Source organism: Bacillus cereus group sp. BceL062, assembly GCF_051780025.1.
In the GTDB taxonomy this organism is placed as follows: Bacteria; Bacillota; Bacilli; order Bacillales; family Bacillaceae_G; genus Bacillus_A; species Bacillus_A toyonensis.
This window is the reverse complement of sequence record NZ_JBPWGY010000001.1, coordinates 505425-523600: the sequence shown is the minus strand read 5'-3', so window position 1 is coordinate 523600 and position 18176 is coordinate 505425. Positions and strand designations below refer to the sequence as shown.

Genomic DNA, 18176 nt, shown 5'->3' with positions numbered 1-18176 from the left:
ACATAATATTAAAAGAAATTTAATCATTTGAAAAATTAAAATACATGATATAATCATTCACAAATCATGATATTAAAAGAGGGGTCACTTATGGAAATGAGACATGTTAAAACATTTTGTGCCATTGTTAAGCATGGCGGTTTTTCTAAAGCTGCTCTGGCGTTAGGTTATGCGCAATCTACTGTTACAGGGCATATAAAAGCATTAGAAAACGACTTACATATCCCTCTTTTCGATCGATTAGGGAAAAAAGTACTTCTTACAAAAGCAGGTCATCAATTTCATCCTTATGCATTAGAATTACTTGCTATTTATGAAAAAGCACAAGAAATCCCTCAAAATAATGATTATTTGGAAGGGACGTTAAGTATTACATCTAACGAATCGTTAGCAGTGTACCGTTTACCACAATTATTACGTACTTACAAACAGCAAAATCCGAAAGTAAATATCGTTCTTGAGACTACTACAAATGAACATGCAATGAAAAAGCTACATGAAGGAGAAACAGATGTTATCTTCTTAATTGGTGAAAGTATAGCACATAACGATTTTATTATACGTACTTTTTGTAATGAAACATTCGGATGGATTTTACCTATTCATTCCCCCGTACAGGAAAATCCATTTCGTTTATTACAGGATACTCAGTTTATTTTTACAGAACAAAGCTGCGGTTATCGGCCAATGGTCGATCGTTTTTTGCGTCAAAGCGGAAATATTCTAGAAAAAACATTTGAAACTTCTAATGTTGAAGTCATTAAACAAGCTGTTATGTGTGAGTTAGGAATTTCAATTCTTCCTTACATCGTTGTACAAGAGAATTGTCAAAAGGAACAAATACGTTTTCAACCTATCGAAACTCCAGCCGTTATTCAAAGTCATGTAATCTATCATAAATCTAGATGGGTTTCCCCGGTACTACAGTCGTTTCTTTCCTTACTAGAGCGAGGCTAAATTATTAAAAATGTGCACAAAAAAAGAGTAACTGCCTAAAAAGCACTTACTCTTTTTCATTGATAAGTATATTATTTATTATCCTGTCCCCCACCTGCAATTAATTTACTACCTGAATATGTACCTTTTTGCATAAACACTTGATCAATTAATTCTTTTTGTTCAGCTTGCGACATTATTCCTTTTCCTTCTCCTAAATTCCCACTTTGCAATTTCCAAATTTTATTATGATCCACATCAACCTTTTCATATTTCCCTTGTTTCCATCGTTCTAAAATATCCACATATGTATTTTTTTGTGCAACATCATTACTATTTATAATTTCAAGTAAACTTTCAATACGTTCTTGTGTGATAAAAATATAGCCCCATTTTTGTTCAGCTTTCGTTTTTTGGTGTGCCATTTCATGTAACGCTGTCTGTATGTTCTCATCTGTCCATTTAAAATTTTTATTAAAACCACTATTAGGTAATGAATGATTGCCATTTTCTAAAAGTTTCGCATCTTCGGCTTTTACATTACTATCAGCTAGCACTTCTACTGCCGGAGCTGCTGGCGTTGACTTTTTCGCAACTGGTTTACTATTATTCAAATAATAAAGCATACCATATGTTAAACCTACTCCGATTACTGCCATACCAGCTATAATACCGATTATTTTAAATAGTGTTTTCATCTCGCTTATTTCCTCCCAAATATCTCTGTTCTTACTACCTCATTATTTCTTATATAAAACAGTTCCTTCATTCAAAATAGTTCATCCCATCCCCTACCATATTATTTATATATATTTCCTTATATTGTATTTCTTTTTTTGTAAAATTGAAAGATTATTCTGTCAAAAACCAAAAATATTCTACAAAATTTCCCTTTATATTTATATGGAAACAAAAAACAACGAGCGCCTTCTACAACACTCGTTGTTTTTACTTTATGCACGATTTTCTTTTAACCACTCCGTAATAGCATCTAACCTCGAAACATCAAAACGTCTATCTTCACATACGTTTAAGCTGTTTAAACTTTTCACAATTTCTAATTCATTCGACTTTATACTTTTTGCTTCAATCAATTTACAGTACCCGTCTGTGACGGTATTTAAATTTTCATAATAACGCTGCAACGATTTTGATATATGTAAATGTTTTTCAAAGTTTCTTCTGCTTCTCGTCTCATCAAATTCTTTTCGTTTTCTAAGTTCTTCATCATTCGTGTACAAATAAAAATATTGATCTGGAAAACCAATCTCCCTATTTATCATCTTTTCTTTATAAAAGTTTTCTATTAAAGATAAAGGCTGATTAAATATATCAAAATGAAAACACCAATTATAACTAAGTGGCTGATATATATCCCCATCAAGTATTACTAATTCATATTGCTGCGATTTTTGCACTGCTATATTCCAGCGCTCAACTTGTTTTTCAAAATACCATGTTCTATGTTCATTTTTTGGTCTTTCAAATAAAAAATTCACTTCAGGTATAATGAAGGCTCCATAATTGTTTTCTAGTTCACGGCATGTTGTACTTTTCCCAACAGCACTCGCTCCCTCAAACGCTATAATCCCCATAGTTTCTCCCACTTTCATTAACTAAAATCTCGTTGTTTCGCTCTTCTCCCCCATAACTGTCTCCATAAAACAATTGAAGCGATAGAAAGCATTATTGTTGTAATAATACTACCTTCAATCCCAAATGAGCCTCCATGAAGGACTTCATTGCCATTTGTTACAGGTTTAAATAGTGGTGTTGAATATATCGTCATTCCACTAACCGCAAAGCCATAAACGTTATATTGTGCCCAATTCCAAATGGAATGCCATGCACAAATCCCCCAAAGACTACTGTCCTTTAAAACGTAAAAAGCTGCAAATACGCCAACTAATATTATATTCGATATTGAAAGAATTGTAATTCCTGGATTAAGCAAATGAAGAAAACCAAATAAAAAGGACGTCACAACAATTCCAATCCATATACGGCTTCTAACAGAAAGAACTGGGAATAACCAACCTCTTACAACAATTTCTTCAGTGGCCCCTTGTATTAAAAATGCGACTAAAGATCCTACAATACCAAATATAACTGTCATCTTAATTTCTTGCATTTGTAGTTTTACATTTCCTGTTAATATGAGTAAAATTACTGGTATCGAAATGAAAATAAACCCTATTAGTGCCCCTCTCAAATACTTTCTCATCCATTGCTCATTCCAAAAACCAATAGATGAAAATGACCTTTTCTCAACAAATTTAATCCATAAAAACACAAAAAATATAGCCCCGCCAAACGTTAATATCATCTCAATATTGCTATAAATTGCCTTCATAAAAGTTGTTTCTGTTTTCGGTAAAAACAGCATAAATAACATAAACAATTCACCTAAAGTTAAAAATACAATTGCAAGTATAACAGCAAAAACAGGGTGAACTTTCCTTCTTCCTTCTTTTGCTGCTTCGATTATTTTAAATTGTTTATTTTGCAATATTCATCCTCCTAATTATTGTAATCATCTATATTCTTAAAAAATATATCTTTTCCCTTAAACATACTTTTTTATATAAATGATTTCTGTTTGGAATACATTCAGATTAGGAATAATATATAAATAAAAGAGATTTCTTTGTGTCTTTTACCATTATCGCCCAAATTACACACTGGTATTACCAGCACTTGCTATTTCACACCATTTGTTGTAAGATAGTAATTAAGGTCAATTTAACAATATATTTTCTTTGCATATTATCAAGCATCAATCAGGACCATTTCGTACTCCTTATGGGTTTTTGATAATATGTGAACTTTTATTTTCATTCAAATAAGGCCGATCATATTGTAATCTTTTTAAATTTTAGGAGGCATTACCATGACATTAACAGGTAAAGTAAAATGGTTTAACAGCGAAAAAGGTTTCGGTTTCATCGAAGTTGCAGACGGTAACGACGTATTCGTTCACTTCTCAGCTATCACTGGCGACGGCTTCAAGTCTCTTGACGAAGGTCAAGAAGTTAGCTTCGAAGTTGAAGACGGTAACCGTGGACCTCAAGCTAAAAACGTTGTAAAGCTATAATTCAAACAATAAAAAGGTTGTTACCAGCTCGGTTAACAACCTTTTTAATATATAACTAAAATTTTTTACATAAAAGGAGTGGTTACATGTATCGCAATCGAAAGAACGATGTAGCAGAAGTACCACCAGAACAAACACCTGTTTGGGAATGTGAATCAGAGGATTGTTTAGGATGGATGAGAAAGAACTTTTCATTTGAAGAAGAACCTAAATGCCCTTTATGTAAAAGTAGCATGAAAAGCGGAGAACGTTTATTACCTAAGTTAGGTTAATTTTACTTAACCCCTCTTTTAATAAGAGGGGTTTTTTATTAAATATTTAAGTCCTCTACATCTGTTCGCACTATAGAATATAACAATGCATCGTGTTGTTTATTTCCTTGATGAATATAGCCACGTAACAAACCTTCCTTTTGAAAACCTATTTTAGATAGCATTTTACAAGAAGTAACGTTTTCAGGATATGTAATAGCTCCAATTCTATATAAACCTAAATCTTGAAATCCATAATGAATGATTTCCCCGGCTGCTTCCGAAGCATATCCCTGCCCCCAATAACGCGGATGCAAATCATACCCTATTTCAGATCGTTTACTCCATAATTGTAAATTATTCAACCCAATTGTCCCAATTAAAGTGTTTGTTTCTTTTAGCACAATCCCCCATCGTATTGCCTTTTTCTCAAAGTAGTTTTTCGAAAAAGATTCAATCATACGTGAAGCTTGGCCAAATTCCGTAAAAGAATTCATACCGTAATAACATGTAACTTCATCCAATGAAAAGATTTCATATATTTTTTGACAATAAGATTGTTCTATTTCAACTAAACGCAAGCGCTCTGTTTCTAATATAGGAAATACCACAGGATCACTCCTTTCTCTCTACTAATTTATTATAGCAGAAAAAATATTCATAATTAGGCAAGTCCTCAATGTCCCACTAATCAAATATTTCTAATGACTCTTTTCCTTTTTATTCTATAACAAGTAAGAGTATACCTTCTTACTTGTTGATTACGGCCTTGGTCATATAATGTAATTTATATTTTGCTTATTTCTCTTTACATAATACTAATACCCCTCCAAATACATCTGTTCGCTCATTATAAGAATAATTTCCATTCTAAAACAACAGACTAATTCATACATTCATGTTAAAATATAGAAAATATTCCATTCTATTATGGAGGTTTAAAAATTCTATGTATATATTCATCAGCTTAGTCCTCTTACTCATTTTGCTTATTTTTTTATTCGCAAAAATATTCACACCAAACTCATTCATGATGACTAACTTTAAAGGAAATAGCTTTAAGACATTTTCAATTGGTATATTAATCGCTGCCATACTCTCTCTTTCATATGGAATCTATCACGCAGCAACATATCAACCTAGTTATTTAGATATTAAATTACATAACCAAAACTACACCGTTTTCGGTAATGTGGGCGAGTTCGGTTATTTCTCAGCGAACTTACCGAAAAAAGATGTAGAAGTTGAACTGTATTTCGCCTCTTGGGAAACATTACAGTTTAAAAATCCAGAAATATTCATAGATTATCCTTCAGGCAAACAAGAATTTTGGAGGGCAAGTATAGTATCAATATCCACAAATAAACTAAAAGAAAAACACAACATAAAAGAAATTTATCAACTCTCCCCATACTCATTTAAAGAGTCTGGAAATATTACATTAACAATAAAAGAGAATAATGGAAGAACTAAAAAAGTTTCCATTCAAGTGAAATAAATAAAAAACTGTCCCTCCAGTAGACTGAAGGGACAGTTTTTACATATGTATTCTATATTATTATTTTAACTCTTCACTTAATGTAGTCATTATTTCTTTGGCCGTACTCTTCCCGTTTCCAATACATGCACCAATTCCAACACCGTAATATGAAGCGCCAGCTAAATATACATTAGGATATAGAGCAGTCAATTTTTCATTTAATGCTTGAACCGCTTGATTATGTTCTAAATGATATTTCGGCATTAAATCTTTCCAATTTGTAACTTCAACTACTTCTGGTTCTCCTTTAATTCCAAGACTCTTTTCAATATCATATAAAGCGACTCGTACTAATTCTTCTTCACTATAATTTTTGATCGTTTCATATATCGGATTGGTACTCTTATAAAACATTCTTACTAAAAGCTTTTGTGTACCCGATGTATGTTTCCACTTCCGGCTTGTCCATGTACAAGCATCACAATGTAAATCACTGTTTTCTGTTACGATAAACCCTGTACCGTCCGCTGGTAGTTGTTCATCTGGAATGTCAAAACCTAAATAAATACTAATAAGTGATGAATTTTTAAATTTATTAAAATGCTCGTTTAACTCATTAGATTGTAATAAAGTTTGTGCTATATCATGCGGAGCTGCTAAAACAACATAATCAGCTTGGATTGATTCCTGATTTGCAATAGAAATCTCATATTGATCTCCTCGTTTACTTACAGCCGTCGTTACAGCACCTTTTTTTATGACAGTTTCAGTTAACTTGTCTTCTAAGCGATTAATTATCGTAGATAGTCCACTTTTAAATGATACAAACTTTTTATTTCCTGCTGATTGAAATTGCTTTTTATTCTCTTCAAAACCTTTCATAATACTTCCATATTTATTTTTATAATCAAGTAAATACGGTAATGTTGATGCCATTGTAAGCTCATTCAATTTACCAGAATACACGCCTGAAAGTACCGGCGCAATTTGTCTTTCCACTAACTCTTTTCCTAAAAAGCTTTCTAAAAATAGAGCAAGTGATGTATCTTTCGTAAACTCTTTATTTTTCGTTATGAAATCTTTTAAAGCAACAATTTTCCCTTTCGTTGAGACTAGCGTACTGCTAAACAACGACTCGACACTCATCGGAATACCAAATATACTGTCAGAAGGAATGGGGTGTAAAATATTATCAGAATATATGTATGAAATACCCGTTTCGTTATATACCATTTCTTCTTCTAAGTTTAAATCTTTTACAAGTGGCATAACATGTTCATTGCGAGCAACGATAGAATCCGCTCCTGATTCCATAATAAAATCCTGTTCTTCAACACTATGGATTTTACCACCTAAAGACTCTTCTTTCTCGACAAGGATTAAATGTAAATCGATATTATAATCCTTTTTTAATTTTTCTAAATAAAACATAGTAGAAAGTCCCGTTATACCTCCACCGATAACAACAACTGTTTTCATATGTGCTGCGCTCCTAACCGATACAATTAATCATTCCTTTATTTATTATACCCAATACTCCTTACATTCGACTAGCGGCTTGCGCATTCTGTAAAAAATTTGACACTATATACAAATACATTTATATACATTTAATCCGTACATAACCATCATTGTAAATGAATATATAAAAAAGAACTATAACATTTACAAATCACGTCATAGTTCTCTCTATTTTAAAAACATAAAGTAATTGATCAGTTTGTCTATTTCTTGACTTAATGCCAGTACTTTTTCATGTTGAATTCCATAATCCGATACTAAATATAAAAGTTCTTCTTTTTTTATTTCAATTACCTTTTCCAATTTTACTAGTTCCATGTCGATTTACTTCTCTCCAAACATAAAATGTATGTTATTTAGTATAGCCTACTTACATAATTAGTAAAAGTAAAATACACATGTAAAATCTTACATATTTGAAAAAACAATATACTACTAACAAAAAAAGAAACTTATATCCTCCCTTTTTACAGATTATTAAAATTCATTACGAATGAATAACATACCGGAATTGTTCTAAGGTTATACCTTTATATTCCGGAGCTCTCTTTATATGATCAAAATAACTATATGAGAATTTGAAAACATGTCCAAAATCCCAATCAAATTCACTATAGTCCTTTAGCCAAAATTGATTTTCAGTTGGTAATACGTGAGCACGTTTAGATTCAATTAAAGGCAAATGATCTATAGGAGTATGTAGATTTATTTCAGTATTCAGCATAAGTTTTTTACTAGCACGCAGTACGTATACTAGTTTTAAAAGCGGACGTATCCCTCGTTGAAATACATCTTTATGTCCTAAATCATACATTATATTAATTGCGTGGGAAAAAGTAAGCATATGGCCAATTAAATCATGATGTGATTCTGCTCTATAAATAACCTTAAACTCCGATAGTTCATTTAAAATAAACTTAGATAATTGTTTTGGATTTCTTAATTCACTTTGTATCTCGTCATATATACTTAATTGTTTAACTTCTTTCGTCGTAAAACCAATCCACGATCTACCAGGAATTGTTTTTTGAAATGATAATATAAGATCAGTTATCCCTTCTATCGCTTGATTATTTCCCCATTTTTGTAGCTCTTTCATAGCTAATAAACTTAATGCCGCATAAATGACGTTATGCCCCACCCAATGAAGTTCATCAATTGTATATTCCAATGATTTTATTATCTTTTTTTCAGCACTTTGAAAATCAATTTCTTCTTTACTATCGATGATTTCATCTAAGTTTTTCTTGTTCAGCATCATTTTTGTATGCGAATGCATATTACGAGCTATCTCTTCTTCAATATTATTATCCTTCATGAAAAAATAACTAGCAATTGCAGCTGCCCCATAATGTGCATGCCAAATATCCTTTGTTTGTTTTTTGCATTGAGAAATAATTGAAAGGCCGCCTTTTAACACACTTTTATTTTCCATTTTCTATCCCCCATAATAAAACTCACTTTATATTCATCCTAAAGATGGCGTTAATACAAATAAAATGTGATTCGATTCATCACTTTTATTCAAAAATCGATGCTTCACGTTTGGTGGGATACGTACAACATCACCTTCTTCTAAAAAATATTCTTTTCCTTCTAATTCCACATACACTTCCCCTTTCATGACAACCGCAATCTCTTCCTTATCTTCATGTGAATAGTGACTTTCCGTTGTGTTTGCTTTTTTATTTAAATCCATCATTAACATTTCAATACGCGCTTTCATAAAATCAGGTGTTAATACATCATATACAATGTGATCATTATTTTCCCGATATACTTTTTTTCGATCTTTTTTCTTAGAAATGAGTGAGTCTGTATCAATATCATTAATAAAAAGTGTAAATAGCGGCACATTTAATGCTTTCGCAATTAATTCCAATACATTTAAAGAAGGATTAGCATGTCCTCTTTCAATTTGGCTAATCAGTGACGTACTAATCCCTGCATACTCAGCAAACTCACGAATTGTCATATTATTTTTCTTACGATAACTTAAAACAGTTTGTCCAAGTCGATAGTGAATCAAAATAACTACTCCCTTTCGTCCATCATAATGTATGATTCATTCCCTTTGTGCTGACTTACTAAACAAGGGCAAATAATCCTTTTCTATCGTCTCCAAGACTTATATACTTACCTTTGTGCATTATATCGCATTAAGTATATTATAATAAACATTCTATCGGAGGGACAGACTTTGAAATCACCTATTTTTTCATATTTCATCTTATTTTTCGGTGTATTCGCCTTATCAACTTCAGCAATTTTTGTGAAATTGGCAGATGCTCCTGCGGCAATTATTGCTTTTTATCGATTATTATTTGCTACAGTAATTCTGTTACCGTTATTACTATTTAATAAAAGGAATCGAAACGAACTAAAAACATTATCGAAAAAACAATGGGGATTCGGATTTCTATCCGGGCTATTTTTAGCTGCACATTATGTACTATGGTTTGAATCCTTACAATATACTTCCGTAGCAAGTTCTACAGTTATCGTAACGTTACAACCTTTATTTTCAATGATTGGTGGTTACTTTTTATTTAAAGAGAGATTTACGAAAGGAGCGGTTATCGGTTGCTTCATTGCCATTTCAGGAAGTATCGTCATCGGTTGGCAAGATTTCCAAATTAGTGGCGACGCTTTATACGGAGATATTTTAGCATTTATGGCGGCCGGCATTCTTACAGCTTACTTTTTCATTAGTCAACACATTCGTAAAGATTTATCTCTTATACCATATTCGGTAATTAGTTATGGAAGTAGCGCATGCTTTCTCGGTATATTTGCTTATATGCAGCAACAATCTTTCATTCATTACGCTACACAAACTTGGTTGTCCTTTATTGGACTAGCTTTCATTGCAACGATTTTAGGACAAACGATATTCAATTGGTTATTAAAATGGATGAGCGCTACTGTTATTTCAATGAGTATTTTAGGTGAAACAATTGGTACTTGTGTTCTAGCATACTTTATTTTGAGTGAAACCATTACTTTACAACAAGCACTAGGAATTTCAATTATTTTCATTGGATTAACATTATTTTTATTACAACCGAAACTAGCGAATCACACATGACAATTAAAAAAGCATGACATTGATTTGTCATGCTTTTACATATTAATTATGTACAATTAAACCATCAGGTCTAAAACGACTCATCATAATTTCATTTATAAACTTTCCGTGAGCCTTTAAATTCCCTACCTTTACCCCTTCTACTACAAACCCAAATTTTTCATATAGATCTTTTGCTTTCGGATTTGTTTCTAATACACCAAGTTCTACTCTCTCTAACATTAACCAATTATCAGCTAAATCAAGCATTTTTGTAAGAAGTGCTTTGCCAATACCTTTATTATGATATTCACTGTCTACCCCAATAAATAAATCGCCTGAATGAGATCTTCGTCCTGGACTTTGTGTTAAGCCAATAAAACCTACTACTTCCCCGTCATACTCTGCAACAAATTCAAATTGATTTGGTGCTAAGTTTCGAATTCTATTTTCCATAGCGTCTACACGCATGCTAGGTAAGAAAACCATATAAGGTAAAACCTCATCCTGTATACATATACGATGAATTGCTCTAGCATCTTGTATTTCTACTGCTCGTATGTTGATTTCCATATTCCTCCCCCTCCATATAAATAACAATATATTATCATTCTAGAAACCTATATTAAATCATTCCCCACCTGTATTTCTTTATGTTATTTCTACATAATTATTTTGGTATAACATTTAGTTTCCAAACACCTTACCCTAATAACCCTATACTTTAAATTTTCACCTTATTATATAGCTCAAGCAAATTCTCTATTGGAATACCATTTATTTTCATACCAGTTACATCACAATTTACTATTTCAATATTTTTCAGGTTACTATTATGCATTGTACTACCTTCCAAATCACAGTTTTCAAATGAAAGAGGTTCCTTCTCATCTCCAAGACTTGTATTTTTGAATTGCACTCCACCTAATGTCACCAAATTAAATGTACTACTAGAAAGATTTAAATCTGCATATGAAGACCTTCTAAAGTTTATATTCCTAAACTTTGATTGACTTACATTACAATTACTCATATTCATATGCATTATATTACTACCAACAAATGCACTATTTTTTAAATTTACTTGATAATATTCTGTATGAACTAAATTACAGTTTTCGTATTGACCATTTTTCATATCTTTATTTTTAATTAGGTTCTCTTCACCTGCACCTACATTTTTTCTTTTTACATAGCAATACTCATCTTCAGATTTAAAAATGATTTCATAGGCCATTTTTTTATAAAAATGATGATTATTAACTTGTCTACTAGATGTTTCAAGATCCCAAATCCTTATGTTCGGAAATTTTTCTTCTATTAACTTAATAATCCTTGATCCAATTCCTTTTCCTTGAAGAAAAGGCTCTACAAAAATACGATCGATTCTTCCGTACGATTTACCAGAGATCGTAACTATAATTCCCCCGATTATTTTTTCATCCATTATCACTTTGTAAGAATCCAATTCTTCAATTGAATATTTCATCATTTCAACTGAAGAATATCCTGGCGGTTGAATGTTATAATCACTTACATCATCTTGGCCGCATAACCACCGCTTCGCTTCTTCGTCAAATGTTCTTTTCATTATTTCTGTTAACTTTTCAGCATCTAAAATTGTAGCTTTTTCTACAGATATTATTGTCATTTTTGTGTTCCCCTTCATTGTTACAATCTCATAACTTTTGTAATCTATATAGTTATAAAATAAAGAAAATTAAAATCAATCACTCTCTTTACTATTAAACTACAAATCAACCTATATTTTCCACTGTTACTTAGTATGAATGAATAAAAAAAGAGAACATGTAATATACACATGTTCTCTTCTTTTTATTTTACGCTTATTCACTTTCAATTTTATATAATTAAAAATTTGATATTACTTAAAGCCACTCGTTACATGTATTAACTAGTTCCTGTAAATCCTCTATAAAACGACTCGCATGATATCCATCACAAACCGCATGATGTACTTGCAATGAAAAAGGTAGCATTACCTTGCTTCCATCATTGAAATATTTTCCGCAAGTTATAATTGGTAATAGAAAATCACCATCATTATTAATATTTAAATTAAATCCTGTAAAACTAGTCCAAGGTATCCCAGAAATTGGATAAACATTTGGCGGAATATTTTCTTTCGGGAAGAGACCATGAACATTAGCAAAACATTTCATATCCTCTTCATAGTTTTTATAGAAAATGTGGAAATCACTAGAATAATCCGTCCATATACTTGAAAAAGATTTATCACCTTTATGAAAGATTGTATAACTAGGTATCATTTCCTCCCAATACCCTAAAACTCCTTCATCATTAAAACATGTTCGAAATTCTTTATGTTTATTTATCATTCTAGAAATTATATAAATAAAAGTCGGATAAAATTTTATTTCCTTTTGATGTATTTTCTCTAGCATCATCGTAATATCAACATTCGCTGTCATACTAAACGAACACTTTAATTTTAAATAATGTTCAAAATACTGCTCTCTATTCCAATTTTCTCTGTCAATTACATGAAACTTCATTTCATTAGCCTCCTAAAATTTCATTTTTATTTTAGAAGGCTAATTTCCTTGTTTTCACCACACTTGTTCACTCCTTATAGTTTACATTTATACTCACGTTTTTATTTAATTATATAGCATTTGCAAAAATCCATTCACATATTTCTTGCAATCCATCCACATACTATTAATAAGGTGAAACTTTAATCAGTGGGGGGCAGTTGATCCCCCACCTAACCTTCTTTGTTTTTGCCGAATTTTGAGGTGGAGGTCTTACTGCCCGTTAATGCGGGATAAATCAAATGACGTTTGGAGGATTCAAACATGCATGATAAAAATGAAAATAAAAAAGTAAATGTTATCGAAAACACTACATCTATTCACAATAATAATACTGCAATTCTAACTAGCGAAGAACAAGCAATGAACGGCTTATACGGAATGCCCGAAACAACCATTGAAGATGCTGATCACGCTGTAACTGATGATTTGACTTCAAAAAATTAATGAACTACATAGAAAAAAGCCAAGGAAAATATCCTCGGCTTTTTTAACTATGCATCCACTTTTTGTATTTCTTCACTCTTTTTTGAAAGTTTCCCTGGCCAAAAAGCAAAGCGACCTAAAACAACTGTAATTGCCGGTACAAGTAACGGTCTTACAATAAACGTATCAAGTAAAACTCCAATTGCGGTCACAATACCAAATTGAACTAAAACTTGAATTGGTAACGTACCTAACACCGCAAAAGTTCCTGCTAAAATTAAACCTGCAGATGTAATGACACTTCCTGTTTGTATAACACCATTTTTTACTGCATCCAAGTGATTTTGTGTCTTTCTGTTTTTCCATATTTCTGAAACCATAAAGATATTATAATCTTCACCTAAAGCAACTAAAAATACGAATGCGTATAGCGGTATCGCCCCTTGTATTGCCGGCGCTCCCATACCAAAGTGAAGTAATATCCATCCTGCTCCTAATGCAGAGAAGAATGATAAAACAACTGTTACTATTAAATAAATCATCGCTACAATTGATCGTAAGTAGACAAGTAATAGTAAAGCTATAATACTAATCATTACTGGAATAATAACTGCTTCATCACGTTCCGTAATTTGTTTTGTGTCATATAGTGACGCTGTTTCTCCACCAATCCACAATTGATCTTCAACATCATTAATCCCCGCATCTTTTAATACTTTTTCTACACTATTTTTCAATTTAGGGATTTGATCTAGCGCTTCAATAGCGTACGGATTTTCCGCTAAAGAAACTTCATACATTTGTATTTGTTTATTTTCTTTTCCCTCTTTTGGCTCTTTCACTGTATTTACAAAAGAAAATTTCTCTATCTCTTGTTTAATAGGAAGCTCTTTTCCTTTCGTATTAACAACAACTTTTACTGGCGCTAGTTCTCCAGCTGAAAAATGATCACTAATTAACGTAAACCCTTCACGTGAAGGCATATCCTTCGGAAACGATTCTAAAAGGTCATATGTGTATTGAATACGTGGTACGAATGAAGCTAATCCACCTAATACAAACATAGTTAGCATAATTATTGTCCACGGTCTTCGTACGACAATATCTCCAAGTTTATTACTAAAGGAGCCTTTTGATTTTTTAACTTTTATTACTTTCTGTTTCTTTCTTGCAAACTCCTCATTCGTCGCAGTTGTTCTTGGTATAAACGGGAAGAATGCAACTCTGCCGAAAATTAATAAAAATGCAGGAAGAATTGTTAAAGCAGCAACCCCCATTATGAATACAGCAACACTAAATGGTACTGCAAATCGATGAAAGGCGCCGTAATGAGCAAGTAATAATGTTCCTAATCCAAGTACGACAGTTAATGCACTCATTATAATTGCCCCGCCAGATGCTTTAATCGCAAGTTGCAGCGCTTTATATTTACTTTCTTCTTCTAACAAGTACTCTCTATATCTTGAAATTAAAAATAGACAATAGTCTGTACCCGCGCCAAACAATAATACGGTCATGATTGATATCGCTTGGGCATCTACTTTAATCCACCCATGATCAGCTAAAAAACCAAGTGTAGGACTAATAATACCGTATGCAAAGCCAACAACAAGTAAAGGTAAAATTGCTAAAATTGGTGAACGGTAAAGTAAAATTAATAAAACCAATACTAATAGTACAGTAGCGACTAATAATTTCACATCAGCTTGACTAAATAAACTAACCGCATCTGTTTGAATACCTACAGGGCCAGATAATCGAACATGTAAACCAGAGTCCGTTATTTTTTGTTTAAATGGATCAACATCCACCTTACTATTCACCAGTTTTCTTACATCTTCAAGATTTCCTTTTAATATATCCGTACCAGCTGATTTATTAAAGAATATCGGTGTGACAAATGATGTACCATCTTTTGATGCACTTTTTGATAATACTTGCTCTGGAATTGTATCAAATGGTGGTAACATTGATTGTTCTTTTAAAGGGCTAGCTTTTAACTCTTTATAAACGTCCTGTATAAGTTTATAGTCTTTTGACTGTAATCCACCATCTCTATGCCATACTACTAACAACGGATTTCCTGCATTATTAGGAAACTCTTTTTTCATAAGTTCTTCCGCTTGCTGTGACATAGCTGTTTCAGGTAAATTTTTCGGATTCGGTTCTTTCGTACTATTTACTTGTGGCAACGTAAATGAAAGTACTAATGTAATAAGGATCCAAACTGATAAAGTTATCCATTGCGTATTCTTCCCTGCTACAAACCTCCCTAACATATGTAACGGGTGCTTTTTCATAAAAACCCACCTTCCTTTTTTCCTACAATATTAATTATATATACTGGTCAGTTAATTAATCAAGAAAGATTAAAAATTATGTTATAATTATCTCAATAATAAATGTCAGGAGCGAATGTATTTGGAACAAAAACAACGTCCTCTCGGAAGACCTCGTCAAAATAAAAATACAAAATCTACAAAAGAAATAATTTTAGAAGTTGCAACCCGATTATTTCTTACTCAAAATTATCAAGTCGTTTCCATGGATGAGGTCGCGAAAGAATGCGGTGTTACGAAAGCAACCGTCTACTATTACTATTCTACAAAAGCTGATTTATTTACCGCTACTATGATTCAAATGATGATACGTATAAGAGAGAATATGGATCAAATACTTTCCACGAATAAAACTTTGGAAGAAAGGTTGTTAGACTTCGCTACAGTATACTTACACGCAACGATGGATATTGACATGAAGAACTTTATGAAAGATGCAAAACACTCTTTATCTGAAGAGCAGTTGAAAGAATTAAAAAATGCCGAAGATAACATGTATGAAGTGTTGGAAAAAGCACTTCATAACGCGATGCAACTTGGAGAAATAAGTAAAGGCAATCCTAAATTTGCTGCCCATGCTTTCGCATCTTTATTATCAATTGGGAATTTTAAGGATGAAAATCACAATCCTATTCTTGCAAATATAGATGAGTTAGCACAAGAAATCGTTTCTTTTTATTGGAACGGGTTAGGTCATTCGTATTAAATAGATTTCCTTTAATAAAAGAGCATATTTGAATTTTTCTCAAACATGCTCTTTTATTAATTACGTGTTGTATTTATATACTTACAATTAGATTATTCTTTAGCACCAATTAACAAAAAATTATTATTTACAAATTTTGAATTTGTGCATTTATATTCCCTTTACTTAATCCCCCATGGTAACAAACTACGGATTCAATATCTAGATTTAAATACTTCTTCAAAGACTGTTGTGCTTCCTGAACATCCAAAGTAGTTGGAGCATGAATTCCTCCTAACATTCCATTTACACTATACATTGAATCCCCAGCGATAAGAGTTTTACTTTGTTTCAAATATAAACTAATATGACCCGGCGTGTGTCCTGGCGTATGGAGAATTAGTATGCCACCGCAATACGGAAGTTCTTGTCCATCAATCACAGTATCACTCACTTTTCCCTTTGGTAGATTCTCCACATTTCCACCTTTCAATAAAGGTAAATCCCCTTCAATATACGGCTTATCTAGCTCGTGCGCATAAACTTTAATATTACTTCCACAGTTCTGCAACAACTCTGGAAGACTACCTGTATGATCTATATCCTGATGCGTTAAAATCACTGCTTTTAATTTATCAAACGATACGTCAACTCTCTCCATCTCTACTTGTATATCTTCAATTTGTCCAGGTAAGCCAGTATCTATTAATACTGCCATTTCATCATCCCATAAAAGAATTGGGTGAATAATAAATTCTTGTAATTCAAGTTGTAACATTTCTACCCCTTTAGCAATCTCCATACAGCAATTCTCCTTTATACTGAAGTTTGAAAATATGTACGAGTAAACTGAAAATATAAAGCGCCACTATCTTTTAATATGTTTTGTCATCCCAACAGAGAATACCTCAAACCCTATAGATTCATAGTAAGATTGCAATTTTTCCACACACATCAGTTGGGGAATAACCTTTTTTTGTTCACAGTGCTGGATTAATCGTTCTACTATTTCTTTTCCAATGCCAATGGACTGATATTTTGGCAATACACATACACCACAAATAACGCCTGTTATTACACCATCAGATATAACACGCCCCATGCCAATTAATTGTTGCTCTTTAAAAGCATATATCACATACCAACTTTGTTTACACATTTGTTCCAATTCATTAACCGTTAATTTTAGAGAATTCCATCCTAAAGATTCATATAAAGCTACTAATTCATTGAAATTTGTTGGATGTTCAATTATGTAGCTTATTTTAGTTTTCATAAACGCCTCCCTATTCTCCTATTTATTTGTATCCTCTTTTACATTGCTCTATTAAAATTTTTAAACCATCATCAACTTAACTTGAACAAACTTCAATAAGAAAAATAGAATTCCTTCTCAACATAAAATAAAAAGAAGTTACCTCACCTGAGATCACTTCTTTTATATAAATCTACCACTATATTATCACCCAAAAATTATGCAGCTACATACGATAAGAACGAACAAAACTAATAAACTGTTTGAGAAATAACCCATAGAATACTACCCCTTTATTTCATTATGTAAAAAATTTTATCATAAAATTATTTACAACATAATAACTGAAAAAGACATTGCATTCATTAGTTACGTATATTTAGTAATATTTTATTTTTGGCCATATTCGTCTTTTCTAAAATCACTTCTCATCCTCCTCTTCTTTAGTTCATATAATTTCAAAATAACAAATTAGTAAATATTAATTTACTATAATAAGTTTAAAAATTTGATTTATAGCTAAATTAGTAATAAAATAATGACTAA

Annotated in this window: 21 protein-coding genes; 7 read left to right on the top strand and 14 right to left on the bottom strand. The window is 31.9% G+C overall.

Annotated elements, in window-relative coordinates; all coding sequences use genetic code 11:
• Positions 1-66 precede the first annotated feature (66 nt).
• Entirely contained in the window at positions 67-957 is an 891-nt protein-coding gene (locus tag ACS2MN_RS02550) for a LysR family transcriptional regulator (RefSeq protein WP_015000500.1), read from the top strand.
• 71 nt (positions 958-1028) lie between these two features.
• Here the strand turns inward: ACS2MN_RS02550 and ACS2MN_RS02545 are convergent, their stop codons facing one another.
• From ACS2MN_RS02545 to ACS2MN_RS02535, 3 genes are all read right to left on the bottom strand, one after another.
• Complete coding sequence (locus ACS2MN_RS02545; RefSeq protein ID WP_000853588.1) at positions 1029-1634, bottom strand: PRK06770 family protein; 606 nt, start codon at positions 1632-1634, stop codon at positions 1029-1031.
• Positions 1635-1889: 255 nt separating this feature from the next.
• Positions 1890-2549: an AAA family ATPase gene (locus tag ACS2MN_RS02540; protein WP_000862574.1), complete on the bottom strand. Its 660-nt coding sequence runs from the start codon at positions 2547-2549 to the stop codon at positions 1890-1892.
• Positions 2549-3445 (bottom strand): CPBP family intramembrane glutamic endopeptidase, encoded by an 897-nt coding sequence (locus ACS2MN_RS02535; protein WP_001180196.1) that lies wholly within the window; start codon positions 3443-3445, stop codon positions 2549-2551. Before ACS2MN_RS02535 ends, ACS2MN_RS02540 begins: the two co-directional genes overlap by 1 nt.
• A gap of 381 nt (positions 3446-3826) precedes the next feature.
• On the opposite strand from ACS2MN_RS02535, the gene cspD reads away from it, so the two are divergent.
• Both cspD and ACS2MN_RS02525 read left to right on the top strand, forming a co-directional pair.
• The gene (gene cspD / locus ACS2MN_RS02530) at positions 3827-4030 is read left to right on the top strand and encodes a cold-shock protein CspD (protein WP_000176365.1); all 204 of its coding nucleotides are present in this window, start codon (positions 3827-3829) and stop codon (positions 4028-4030) included.
• An 86-nt stretch (positions 4031-4116) separates the two neighbouring features.
• On the top strand, positions 4117-4302 hold the full coding sequence (locus tag ACS2MN_RS02525) for a cold-shock protein (RefSeq protein ID WP_000286203.1): 186 nt from the start codon (positions 4117-4119) through the stop codon (positions 4300-4302).
• A 38-nt stretch (positions 4303-4340) separates the two neighbouring features.
• Here ACS2MN_RS02525 and ACS2MN_RS02520 read toward each other — a convergent pair whose 3' ends face one another.
• Positions 4341-4892, bottom strand: coding sequence for a GNAT family N-acetyltransferase (locus tag ACS2MN_RS02520; RefSeq protein WP_000231762.1), 552 nt, complete (start codon positions 4890-4892; stop codon positions 4341-4343).
• Between the two features lie 338 nt (positions 4893-5230).
• On the opposite strand from ACS2MN_RS02520, the gene ACS2MN_RS02515 reads away from it, so the two are divergent.
• Entirely contained in the window at positions 5231-5779 is a 549-nt protein-coding gene (locus ACS2MN_RS02515) for a hypothetical protein (RefSeq protein ID WP_000275271.1), read from the top strand.
• A gap of 60 nt (positions 5780-5839) precedes the next feature.
• Here the strand turns inward: ACS2MN_RS02515 and ACS2MN_RS02510 are convergent, their stop codons facing one another.
• From ACS2MN_RS02510 to ACS2MN_RS02495, 4 genes are all read right to left on the bottom strand, one after another.
• Positions 5840-7240: a protoporphyrinogen oxidase gene (locus ACS2MN_RS02510; RefSeq protein WP_000860342.1), complete on the bottom strand. Its 1401-nt coding sequence runs from the start codon at positions 7238-7240 to the stop codon at positions 5840-5842.
• A 210-nt stretch (positions 7241-7450) separates the two neighbouring features.
• On the bottom strand, positions 7451-7600 hold the full coding sequence (locus ACS2MN_RS02505; RefSeq protein WP_000424361.1) for an aspartyl-phosphate phosphatase Spo0E family protein: 150 nt from the start codon (positions 7598-7600) through the stop codon (positions 7451-7453).
• Between the two features lie 169 nt (positions 7601-7769).
• Positions 7770-8717 carry a hypothetical protein gene (locus ACS2MN_RS02500; RefSeq protein ID WP_000428926.1) on the bottom strand — a complete coding sequence of 316 codons (948 nt, stop codon included), beginning with the start codon at positions 8715-8717 and terminating at the stop codon, positions 7770-7772.
• Positions 8718-8750: 33 nt separating this feature from the next.
• The gene (locus tag ACS2MN_RS02495) at positions 8751-9311 is read right to left on the bottom strand and encodes a helix-turn-helix domain-containing protein (protein ID WP_000582249.1); all 561 of its coding nucleotides are present in this window, start codon (positions 9309-9311) and stop codon (positions 8751-8753) included.
• A gap of 171 nt (positions 9312-9482) precedes the next feature.
• Here ACS2MN_RS02495 and ACS2MN_RS02490 point away from each other — a divergent pair, with 171 nt between their 5' ends.
• The gene (locus tag ACS2MN_RS02490) at positions 9483-10370 is read left to right on the top strand and encodes a DMT family transporter (RefSeq protein ID WP_438894654.1); all 888 of its coding nucleotides are present in this window, start codon (positions 9483-9485) and stop codon (positions 10368-10370) included.
• 42 nt (positions 10371-10412) lie between these two features.
• Here the strand turns inward: ACS2MN_RS02490 and ACS2MN_RS02485 are convergent, their stop codons facing one another.
• The 3 genes from ACS2MN_RS02485 to catA form a co-directional block, all read right to left on the bottom strand.
• Positions 10413-10922, bottom strand: coding sequence for a GNAT family N-acetyltransferase (locus tag ACS2MN_RS02485; protein ID WP_000405100.1), 510 nt, complete (start codon positions 10920-10922; stop codon positions 10413-10415).
• 151 nt (positions 10923-11073) lie between these two features.
• Positions 11074-12018, bottom strand: coding sequence for a GNAT family N-acetyltransferase (locus ACS2MN_RS02480; RefSeq protein ID WP_438894653.1), 945 nt, complete (start codon positions 12016-12018; stop codon positions 11074-11076).
• 220 nt (positions 12019-12238) lie between these two features.
• Positions 12239-12886 carry a type A chloramphenicol O-acetyltransferase gene (gene catA / locus ACS2MN_RS02475; protein ID WP_000668560.1) on the bottom strand — a complete coding sequence of 216 codons (648 nt, stop codon included), beginning with the start codon at positions 12884-12886 and terminating at the stop codon, positions 12239-12241.
• 303 nt (positions 12887-13189) lie between these two features.
• On the opposite strand from catA, the gene ACS2MN_RS02470 reads away from it, so the two are divergent.
• Positions 13190-13372, top strand: coding sequence for a DUF4021 domain-containing protein (locus tag ACS2MN_RS02470; protein ID WP_224992634.1), 183 nt, complete (start codon positions 13190-13192; stop codon positions 13370-13372).
• A gap of 47 nt (positions 13373-13419) precedes the next feature.
• Here ACS2MN_RS02470 and ACS2MN_RS02465 read toward each other — a convergent pair whose 3' ends face one another.
• On the bottom strand, positions 13420-15651 hold the full coding sequence (locus tag ACS2MN_RS02465) for an MMPL family transporter (RefSeq protein WP_088055980.1): 2232 nt from the start codon (positions 15649-15651) through the stop codon (positions 13420-13422).
• 121 nt (positions 15652-15772) lie between these two features.
• On the opposite strand from ACS2MN_RS02465, the gene ACS2MN_RS02460 reads away from it, so the two are divergent.
• Positions 15773-16396: a TetR/AcrR family transcriptional regulator gene (locus ACS2MN_RS02460; protein WP_000436002.1), complete on the top strand. Its 624-nt coding sequence runs from the start codon at positions 15773-15775 to the stop codon at positions 16394-16396.
• A gap of 127 nt (positions 16397-16523) precedes the next feature.
• On the opposite strand, the gene ACS2MN_RS02455 is transcribed toward ACS2MN_RS02460, so the two are convergent.
• Together ACS2MN_RS02455 and ACS2MN_RS02450 are read right to left on the bottom strand one after the other, a co-directional pair.
• Positions 16524-17177 carry an MBL fold metallo-hydrolase gene (locus tag ACS2MN_RS02455; RefSeq protein WP_088055981.1) on the bottom strand — a complete coding sequence of 218 codons (654 nt, stop codon included), beginning with the start codon at positions 17175-17177 and terminating at the stop codon, positions 16524-16526.
• A 66-nt stretch (positions 17178-17243) separates the two neighbouring features.
• Entirely contained in the window at positions 17244-17651 is a 408-nt protein-coding gene (locus ACS2MN_RS02450; protein ID WP_000850340.1) for a GNAT family N-acetyltransferase, read from the bottom strand.
• Positions 17652-18176: the final 525 nt, after the last annotated feature.